This is a genomic window from Saccharomonospora iraqiensis subsp. paurometabolica YIM 90007 (assembly GCF_000231035.2).
In the GTDB taxonomy this organism is placed as follows: domain Bacteria; phylum Actinomycetota; class Actinomycetes; order Mycobacteriales; family Pseudonocardiaceae; genus Saccharomonospora; species Saccharomonospora paurometabolica.
Genome location: NZ_KI912247.1, coordinates 7,713 through 16,741 on the forward strand (window position 1 = coordinate 7,713; position 9,029 = coordinate 16,741).

At 70.9% G+C, this 9,029-nt stretch carries 11 protein-coding genes and 1 pseudogene; 8 read left to right on the forward strand and 4 right to left on the reverse strand.

The genetic code is table 11. From position 1 onward, the window contains the following. A pseudogene (locus SACPADRAFT_RS32935) lies at positions 1–182 on the forward strand (hypothetical protein); the annotation flags it as partial. Between the two features lie 116 nt (positions 183–298). On the opposite strand, the gene SACPADRAFT_RS0214270 reads toward SACPADRAFT_RS32935, so the two are convergent. Beyond that, positions 299–1,222 carry a MaoC family dehydratase gene (locus SACPADRAFT_RS0214270; protein WP_007025301.1) on the reverse strand — a complete coding sequence of 308 codons (924 nt, stop codon included), beginning with the start codon at positions 1,220–1,222 and terminating at the stop codon, positions 299–301. Position 1,223: 1 nt separating this feature from the next. Then, a complete protein-coding gene (locus tag SACPADRAFT_RS0214275) occupies positions 1,224–2,567 on the reverse strand; it encodes a 3-oxoacyl-ACP reductase (RefSeq protein WP_007025300.1) in 1,344 nt (447 codons plus the stop codon). Between the two features lie 100 nt (positions 2,568–2,667). Here SACPADRAFT_RS0214275 and SACPADRAFT_RS0214280 point away from each other — a divergent pair, with 100 nt between their 5' ends. Then, on the forward strand, positions 2,668–4,002 hold the full coding sequence (locus tag SACPADRAFT_RS0214280; RefSeq protein ID WP_007025299.1) for an acetyl-CoA C-acetyltransferase: 1,335 nt from the start codon (positions 2,668–2,670) through the stop codon (positions 4,000–4,002). 144 nt (positions 4,003–4,146) lie between these two features. On the opposite strand, the gene SACPADRAFT_RS0214285 is transcribed toward SACPADRAFT_RS0214280, so the two are convergent. Together SACPADRAFT_RS0214285 and SACPADRAFT_RS0214290 are read right to left on the reverse strand one after the other, a co-directional pair. Next, positions 4,147–4,341, reverse strand: a complete 195-nt coding sequence (locus SACPADRAFT_RS0214285) for a DUF397 domain-containing protein (RefSeq protein WP_007025298.1) — start codon at positions 4,339–4,341, stop codon at positions 4,147–4,149. Next, positions 4,331–5,179, reverse strand: coding sequence for a helix-turn-helix domain-containing protein (locus SACPADRAFT_RS0214290; RefSeq protein ID WP_007025297.1), 849 nt, complete (start codon positions 5,177–5,179; stop codon positions 4,331–4,333). The genes SACPADRAFT_RS0214285 and SACPADRAFT_RS0214290 overlap by 11 nt, the downstream gene beginning before the upstream one ends. 156 nt (positions 5,180–5,335) lie before the next feature. On the opposite strand from SACPADRAFT_RS0214290, the gene SACPADRAFT_RS30600 reads away from it, so the two are divergent. The 6 genes from SACPADRAFT_RS30600 (at position 5,336) to SACPADRAFT_RS0214315 (ending at position 8,991) form a co-directional block, all read left to right on the forward strand. After that, on the forward strand, positions 5,336–5,536 hold the full coding sequence (locus SACPADRAFT_RS30600; RefSeq protein WP_007025296.1) for an HC3 family zinc finger protein: 201 nt from the start codon (positions 5,336–5,338) through the stop codon (positions 5,534–5,536). 31 nt (positions 5,537–5,567) lie between these two features. Further along, positions 5,568–5,903 (forward strand): hypothetical protein, encoded by a 336-nt coding sequence (locus SACPADRAFT_RS0214295; RefSeq protein WP_007025295.1) that lies wholly within the window; start codon positions 5,568–5,570, stop codon positions 5,901–5,903. A 173-nt stretch (positions 5,904–6,076) separates the two neighbouring features. Next, positions 6,077–6,265 carry a hypothetical protein gene (locus tag SACPADRAFT_RS0214300; protein ID WP_324604539.1) on the forward strand — a complete coding sequence of 63 codons (189 nt, stop codon included), beginning with the start codon at positions 6,077–6,079 and terminating at the stop codon, positions 6,263–6,265. A 109-nt stretch (positions 6,266–6,374) separates the two neighbouring features. Next, a complete protein-coding gene (locus SACPADRAFT_RS0214305) occupies positions 6,375–7,136 on the forward strand; it encodes a GntR family transcriptional regulator (protein WP_007025293.1) in 762 nt (253 codons plus the stop codon). A 74-nt stretch (positions 7,137–7,210) separates the two neighbouring features. Further along, a complete protein-coding gene (locus SACPADRAFT_RS0214310; protein WP_007025292.1) occupies positions 7,211–8,179 on the forward strand; it encodes a daunorubicin resistance protein DrrA family ABC transporter ATP-binding protein in 969 nt (322 codons plus the stop codon). Beyond that, positions 8,176–8,991 (forward strand): ABC transporter permease, encoded by an 816-nt coding sequence (locus tag SACPADRAFT_RS0214315; protein ID WP_007025291.1) that lies wholly within the window; start codon positions 8,176–8,178, stop codon positions 8,989–8,991. Before SACPADRAFT_RS0214310 ends, SACPADRAFT_RS0214315 begins: the two co-directional genes overlap by 4 nt. Positions 8,992–9,029 lie beyond the last annotated feature (38 nt).

Here is a 9,029-nt window from a genome sequence, read left to right on the forward strand (position 1 = left end):
CGGCCGCGGCGGCCGGTCGCGGCGGGGCCATGGGGGGCGCTCCGATGGGCGCCGGAGCCAACCGCGGCGGCCAGGGCGGCGAGGACGAGGAACACCAGCGGCCGAGCTACCTGGTCGAGGCCGATCCGGACGACCTCTTCGGCACGGAGGAACGCACGGCACCCCCCGTCATCGGCGAGTGACACCCGCTCCACCCCACCGGGAGCGTGTGCCGTGAAGGACTCCTTCGCTGCGTCGGAGGCAGGGAAGGAGTCCTTCACGGCACGACAGCGGCCGCCCCGGGGACCCGGCGTCGGTGCTACTCCGGCGTGATCGTGCCGGACAGGTGCGGCTTGGGCTTGCGGGCGTGCCAGAGTTCGAACGCCCACCCGTCATCGCGGTCGGTGCCGTCGGTGGCGTCGGTGGCGTCGGTGCGCCACGATGTGAAGGCGACCTTCGCGGGCAGCAGCACCGGCAGCTTGAACCGCACGTCCACCGTGTACGCCCCGGGAAGCCGGCCCTCGAACGCGGCCAGCGCGCGGGCCTTGCTCCACATGCCGTGCGCGATCGCGGACGGGAACCCGAACGCCTTCGCCGTCAGCTTGTGCAGGTGGATCGGGTTGCGGTCGCCGGAGACCTCAGCGTAGCGGCGGCCGATGTCGCCGGGCACCGTCCACACCGCGTCCGGCGTGGGCGCGGCCAGCTCGGTCTTCTTCACCGGTTCCTGCCCGGACCCGCCTGCCTCCCCGGACGCACCGGAGCCGCCCGGACCCCGGCGCAGGTAGGTGCTCACGTCGGTCCACACGGGCTCGTCCGACGAGCCGTCCTCCGGGACCAGCTCGCTGACGACGTCGAACTGCCTGCCCTTCTCGTGCGGCCGCAGGTCGCGGACCTTCACGCGGAGGGTGAAGGTCTCCCCGACCCGCACGGGCCGCCGCTGGGTGATCCGGTTGGCGACGTGCACCATGCCGAGCAGCGGGAACGGGAAGTCCGGCTCGGTCATCAGCGCGACCTGCATCCCGAACACCAGCACGTGCGGGTAGGTCGCGGGCACCTCGTCGTCGAGCCGGAACCCGCACACCCGGTCGTAGGCGGCCAGGTGCGCCGGGTCGATCGTGACGCCCGCGCGCACGTACTCGGTGTCCGGCAGCGTGTCGCCGCCGTTCTTGCGCAGTCCGCCGAGCACGGCCTTCGGGTAGAGGGTGCCGAGGCTCGGAACGGTGTCGAGTTGCTTGACGGTCATCTCAGGCCCCCAGGAAGCCCTGACCGCACACGCGGACGACGTTGCCGTTCACGGCGGTCGAGGCGGGGTTGGCGTACCAGGCGACGGTCTCGGCGACGTCCACCGGCAGTCCGCCCTGCGACAGGCTGGACAGGCGGCGGCCGAACTCCCGGATCATCAGCGGCACGGCGGCGGTCATCTGCGTCTCGATGAATCCGGGCGCGACGGCGTTGATCGTGGCGCCGCGCTCGGCCATCCGGGCGGCGTAGTCGTCGACCATGCCGATCACGCCCGCCTTGCTGGTGGCGTAGTTGGCCTGGCCGACGTTGCCGGAGATGCCCGCGATGGAGGACACGCCCACGATCCGGCCGTTGTCCCGCAGGACGTCGTCGGCGAGCAGCTTGTCGTTCACGGCGAGCTGGGCGGCGAGGTTGACGGTGAGCACCGAGTCCCACTGGGCCTCGCTGAGCTTGGCCAGGGTCTTGTCCCGGGTGATGCCCGCGTTGTGCACGACGACGTCGACCCCGCCGTGCCGCTCGGTGAGGTACTCGGCGAGGCGGTCGGGCGCGTCGGCGGCGGTGATGTCCAGCTGCAACGCCGACCCGCCGGTGCGGTTGGCCACAGCGGAGAGGTCCGCGCCCTGTGCCGGGATGTCGAGTGCCACCACGTGCGCGCCGTCGCGGGCGAGCACCTCGGCGATGGAGGCGCCGATACCCCGGGAGGCGCCGGTGACCAGGGCGGTCTTCCCGTCCAGGGGCTTCTCCCAGCTCTCCGGCGCGGACACCGTCGTGGTGCCGGTGGCGCCGACCCGGATCACCTGGCCGTCGACGAACGCCGACTTCGCCGACAGCAGGAACCGCAGGGTCGACTCGGCGACCTCCTCGGCACCGGCGGCGACGTAGAGGAGCTGCGAGGTGGCGCCGCGCTTGAGCTCCTTGCCGACCGTGCGGGTGAAGCCTTCGAGCGCGCGTTGGGCGATGCGCTCCCGGCCGGAGACCTGCTCGGGCGGCGTGCCGAGGACCACCACCCGGCCGGAGTGCCCGATGTTGCGGATCACGGGGTGGAAGAAGGCGTGCAGCTCGCGCAGTTCGGACGGGTCGGTGATGCCCGTGGCGTCGAACACCAGCGCGCCGTAGCGGGAGGCTTCGGACGCCGAGCGCAACACCTGGATGCCGGCGTTGCCGAGCTGGGTCGCCAGGGTCTTCTCCAACCGCCCGTTCGGGGCGGCCCCCAGCAGTGCCGGCCCTTCGAGCGGGGGCTGGCCCGGTGAGTAGCGCCGCAGCACCGGCGGCTCGGGGAGCCCGAGCTTCGAGGTCAGGAACTTGCCCACGGGTGTCGTGGTGAACTGCTGGTACTTGTCAGCCATCGGTCTGCCTCCCGTGCCGAGTATGCACTCCACAGCTTAACCTACTAGCGAGTAGGTTACCCTTGAGACGGGTGCGAAAATACGCTGACCAGGAGGAGCCATGACCTCAGCGCAGAAATCCGGCCGCGGCCGGGGGCGGAGCGGCCGCGGAAAGGCGGCGGAGACCGGCGTGCGGAAGGTCGCGATCGTCGGCGCCAACCGCATTCCGTTCGCCCGCTCGAACGGCCCCTACACCGACGCCTCGAACCAGGACATGCTCACCGCCGCGCTCGACGGCCTGGTCAGCCGGTTCTCCCTGCAGGGCGAACAGCTCGGCGAGGTCGCCGCCGGGGCGGTGCTCAAGCATTCCCGCGACTTCAATCTCGCCCGCGAGACCGTGCTGGGCAGCGCGCTCTCGCCCACCACGCCCGCCTCGGACGTGCAGATGGCCTGCGGCACCGGCCTCCAGTCGATCGTCAACGTGGCGAACAAGATCGCCCTCGGGCAGCTCGACTCGGCGATCGCGGGCGGTGTGGACACCACCTCGGACGCGCCGCTGGCGGTGAACGATTCGCTGCGCAAGCTGCTGGTGCGATTCAACGCGGCGAAGAGCACGGGTGAGCGGGCCAAGCTGCTCGGCAAGCTCCGCCCGGGGCACCTCGTCCCGGAGATCCCACGCAACGCCGAGCCGCGCACCGGCCTGTCGATGGGCGAGCACGCCGCGCGCACGGCGAAGGCGTGGGAGGTCGGCCGCACCGAGCAGGACGAACTCACCGCCACGAGCCACCAGCGGCTGGCCGCCGCCTACGACCGGGGCTTCTTCGACGACCTGGTGACCCCCTACCTGGGGCTGACCCGGGACCAGAACCTGCGCCCGGACTCGTCGGCGGAGAAGCTGGGCAAGCTCAAGCCGGTGTTCGGCGGCCGGGACGGCACGATGACGGCGGGCAACTCGACGCCGCTGTCCGACGGCGCGTCCATGGTGCTGCTGGCCACCGAGGAGTGGGCCAAGGAGCGCAACCTGCCCGTGCTGGCGTACTTGACGATCGCGCAGACGGCGGCCGTGGACTACGTGCACGGCGACGAGGGCCTGCTGATGGCCCCGGCCTACGCCGTGCCGCGGATGCTGGACAAGGCGGGCCACTCGCTGGGCGACTTCGACTACTACGAGATCCACGAGGCGTTCGCCTCGCAGGTGCTGGCCACGCTGAAGGCCTGGGAGGACCCGGAGTTCGCCAAGCAGCGCCTCGGCCGCGACGAACCCGTCGGCGCGATCGACCGGGACCGGCTCAACGTCAACGGCTCGTCGCTGGCGGCGGGCCACCCGTTCGCCGCCACCGGCGGCCGGATCGTGGCCACCCTCGCCAAGCAGCTCGCCGAGAAGGGCTCGGGCAAGGGCCTGATCTCCGTCTGCGCCGCCGGCGGCCAGGGCATCACCGCCATCCTGGAACGCTGACCGGACGGTGCCACCCCGGGTGTTGTCGTGAGGGGCACTTTCCCTGCGTCTGGCGCAGCGAATGTGCCCCTCACGGCACCTGGCGCAGGGAATGTGCCCTTCACGGCCACCGGTGATGCACACGGGAGCCACGCCCGGCACACGTCAGAGGTCGAACTCGCCGTCCTTCACTCCGGCGAGGAAGGCCGCCCATTCGGCGTCGGTGTAGTGGATCGTGGCCGCGTCCGGGTGCTTCGAGTGGCGCACCTCGACACCGCCCCCGACGGCGGGCCGAACCTCGACACAGTTCCCCTGATTCCCGCTGTGGCTCGACACGCGCCACCGGCCGTCAGTCCACATCCGCTGCCTCCAGATCGTCGGCCAACTTCGTGATGAGCACCTCGGTCGCCGCCGGGCTCATCGCCTGCTCCCGCAGCGTATCCGCGGCGGCCCGATAGTCCCGCACGTCTCTGCCCTCGGTCAGCGTGGTCGCCGACCGGTAATGCTCCAGTTGGACCACCGGCGAACTCTGCTCGAACTCGATCAGGACGAACGGCCCTTCCAGCAGCGGCGAGTAGCCGCTGTCGGACGGCATCGCCTGGATCGTCACGTTCTCCCGGCGCAGCCACCGCAGCAGGGTCCGGAGCTGATCGAGCATCACCGCGCGGTCGCAGGGCGGGTATCGGAGAGCCTGCTCCCCGACGATCACGTCGAAGACGACCGGCCGGGGTCTGGTGAGCACGTGCTGCCGCCCCATGCGGTGGGTCGTGCGTTGCTCCGCCTCGCCGAGCGTGGCCCCGGCGGACAGCATGATCGAGCGGGCGTAGTCCGCGGTCTGCAGGAGTCCGGGCACCAGCAGTGGCTCGACGTTGGTGATGCGCAGGGCCTCACGTTCGTAGTCGGTCAACATCGCCAGATGCCGCACGACACCCGGGGCGACCCAGTTCGGGTCCGCCGCCTCCCGCGCGAGTTGGACGAGGTTGTCGTACTCGGTTCCGTTCACGCCCAGCACAGCGAGCACGCGAGCCGTTTCCGCCACACTGGGAACGAGTTTGCCGTTCTCCCAGCGTGAGATATGCGTGTGCGAGCGTTCGACCTGCGTTCCGAGTTCGGTCGTCGTCATTCCCGCGTCTTTCCGGGCGTCGCGGAGGGCGACTCCGAGCGCCCGCGCTCTGGGGGTGTTCGCTGTGCTTGCCATGCACAGAATACTAACTCCCGGAAGATCGGTATCGGCGCGGAAAAGATATTATCAACCGATCGGGTAATTGCCGATGTTGTGCACGTGCGTGGACTCTGTGCGTGCAAGGCAGTCGCCACACCGGCCTGCCCGGACCCCCTCCCCGAAGGTGCCGACATGCGACGATACCTGTGGCAACAGGCCGAAGGGCGCCGACACGCCTACGACTCCCACACCCACCCGCCCGGACTCGGTTTCACCTTCACGACGTTATGCGGAACCGAGGTCCGCACCGGGTCGGAAGACATCGGGAAATGGCTCCGGCCGACCTGCCCGACGTGCGACCGGGAGATCCGGGAACGCTTGGGGATTCCGTGAGAGAAAACATCGTCCGCGAACGGAGAGAACAGTGACCACGCACGCGAGGATCACCCGGAGACAATGGCACGCCCTGGACGACACCCTCGCCGAGGTGTGCGAACGCACGGGCGGTGAACTGGAGGATCTGCACGACCGGGCCGTCGGGATTCTCGCCGCCGTCCGGCCGGCCGAGTGGCGCGGCAGTCCCGACGTCGGCTCGGCCCGGGCCGCGCGACTGTGGCGGCATATCCGACAGGTCGTCGGCTCACTCGCCCATCTGGAGGACGCCGCACCCGACGACGCCCACGCCGTCCGCACCGCGGGCCGGGAGGTCCTCGGTCTGGCCGAACGCATGTGCGCCTGGCCGCCAGAACCACCCGGATGAAACCCGCACCCGAAACTCCCCCCGCACGCCGAGGCGCTACCCGGCCCCTGCACCCCGCTGACCGATTCGAACTCCCGAGGACGCCCATGCCCGGCACCACACCCATCCGGACGGACCGACGGCGGCCGGCCCACCACGATCCGGAAGCCGCGTTGATGCGGCTACGACGCGCCGTGGAACGCGAGACGGGACCGCTGTACGAACTCAAGGACACCGGGCGCACCGACGTGCTCCCGGTGTTGTCCCGCCTGGCCTTCCTCCTGCTCGAACTGGGCTTCACCGTCGCCGAGGAGGGCGGCATCGACTGCACCGAGGTCGAGAACGCCGTCTCCGCGGCCTACGACCTCCCGTACGCCCGGTGATCCGGCAGGTCAACACCTCCGGACCGGTGGTCACTTTCGCTCGCACCGGGCCCGTGGTCAGAATGTAAGCTCCCCTGACCCGTCGGCGAGCGTGTGGAGAATCGACCCGATGGTGGACAGAACGAGTGGCGTGCCGGTGCACCGCCAGGTCGCCGCGGACGTCCGCGACCGCATCGCCGCCGGTGAGTACGGCCCCGGTGACCGGCTGCCGAGCGAGCGGGAGATGGTCGAGTCGTACGGCGCCTCGCGGCTGACCATCCGGGAGGCGCTGAACCTGCTCCGGGCCGAGGGGGTCGTGGTCACCGAGCAGGGCCGCGGCGTGTTCGTCCGCGACTGGACCACCATCCACCGACTCGCCCGGTCCCGCCTGTCCCGCTCCGCCCGGGAACGTGACCGGGGCGCGTTCCGCGCCGACGCGGCGTCCGAGGGATTCACCCCGGCGGTGGCGGTCACGGTGCGGTTCGAGCCCGCCGACGAGCGCACCGCGCGGCAGCTCGACCTCACCCCCGGCGACGAGGTCACCGTGCGGGAACGGGTGCTGTGCGCCGACGGGGAGGTGGTGCAGCTCGCCGTCTCCCGCCTGTCCCGCGCGCTGACCCGCGGCACCGCGATCGAACGGGACGACGCCGGGCCGGGCGGGTCGTACGCGCGGCTGGAGGAGGCCGGACACCGGCTCGGCCACTACGCCGAACACGTCGGTTCCCGGATGCCCACCCCCGACGAGGTCTCCACGCTGCAGCTGGGCCAGGGCATCCCCGTGCTCACGGTCACCCGCATCGCCCACGGCCGGGACGGGACACCGCTGGAGATGAACGACATGGTGCTGCCCGCGCACCGCTACCAGCTCTCCTACGAGTGGGCGGCCGACTGACGACCGGCGGACGCAGGCACCGCCCCGGCGGAATTCGGCCGACATCTGTCGGTGGTCGCTTCTACGCTGGCCCTATGTCCCAGACCGAGAGACCGATCGCGGTTCGTGCCCGCGGTCTCGTCAAGACCTACGGTGCGACCCGCGCGCTGGACGGCGTCGATCTCGACGTGCCCACCGGCCGGGTGCTCGGCCTGCTCGGGCCGAACGGCGCCGGGAAGACCACGACCGTACGCATCCTGACCACCCTGCTCAAACCCGACTCCGGCGAGGCGACGGTGGCCGGGCACGACGTACTCGAGGACCCGAACGCCGTGCGGGCCTCGATCGGGGTGTCCGGGCAGTACGCCGCCGTCGACGAGAATCTCACCGGCTTCGAGAACCTCTACATGGTCGGCAGGCTCTACGGCCTGAGCAAACGGGACGCGAAGAGGCGCGCCCGGGAACTGCTCGGCCGCTTCCAGCTGGAGGAGGCCGCCGACCGCGCCGCCAAGGGCTACTCCGGCGGGATGCGCAGGCGGCTGGACCTCGCGGGCGCCCTGGTCGTCCACCCCGACGTCGTGGTGCTCGACGAACCGACCACGGGGCTCGACCCGCGCGGACGCCTGGACATGTGGGAGGTCATCGAGCAGCTCGTCGCCACCGGCGCCACGGTGCTGCTGACGACGCAGTACCTGGAGGAGGCCGACCGCCTGGCGGACACGATCGTCGTCATCGACCGGGGCCGGGTCATCGCCCGCGGCACCGCCGACGAGCTCAAGGACCGCATCGGCGGGGAACGGCTCGAACTCGTGGTGGCCGCCCCGGGGAGCCTGCACACCGCCGAGCGGGTGCTCAAGGAGGTCGGCACGAACGAGCCCGTGGTCACCGAGGCCACCCGCACGGTCACCGTCCACGTGGACACCGGTGCGACGGCGCTGATGGAGGCGCTGCGCAAGCTGGACGCCGAGGACGTGCCCGTGCAGGACGTCGCGCTGCAGCGCCCCACCCTGGACGACGTCTTCCTGTCCCTGACCGGCCACGCCACCGAGGAGGAGACCCCGTGACCGGGTTCGCCAAGGTCCTGTCCGACAGCGGGACCATCACCTGGCGCAACGTGATGAACGTGCGGCGCAACCCCGACTGGCTGCTCGGGGCGACCGCGTTCCCGATCATGTTCGTGCTGTTGTTCGCCTACGTCTTCGGGGACGCGATCGGTGGTCCCGGTGGGGGTGGCGCGCAGTACCGGGAGTTCCTGATCGCGGGCATCTTCGCCCAGACGGTCGCGTTCAACTCCTCCTACACCGTGATCGGCTTCGCCAACGACCTGCAGAAGGGCATCATCGACCGGTTCCGCTCGCTGCCGATGTCCCGGTTGGCCGTGCTGGTCGGCCGCACCACCGCCGACCAGGTGCTCAGCATCGTGGTACTGGTGGTCATGTCGGTGTGCGGTCTGCTGATCGGCTGGCGGATCAACAGCAGCGTCGGCGAGGCGGCGCTGGGCTACCTGATGATCCTGCTGTTCGCCCTGGCGATGTCCTGGGTCGGCGCCTACATCGGGCTCGTCGCCCGCAGTGTCGAGGTCGCCAACAGTGCGGGGCTGATCTGGATGTTCCCGCTGACGTTCGTCTCGTCGGCGTTCGTCCCGCAGGAGAGCCTGCCGGGCGTGCTGGGCACGATCGCCGACTGGAACCCGTTCACCGCCGCGGTCAACGCCACCCGCGACCTGTTCGGCAACACCAGCCCGGCGGGCTGGCCCGAGCCGTCCGGATGGCCGGCCGAGAACGCCGCCCTGTACGCGATCCTCAGCTGCATCGTGATCATCGGCATCTTCGCGCCGCTGGCGACCGCCCGCTACCGCCGGGTGGCCGCCCGCTGATCCGGGTCCGCGGGCGGCGGCCGGGCGGGGCCGCCGTC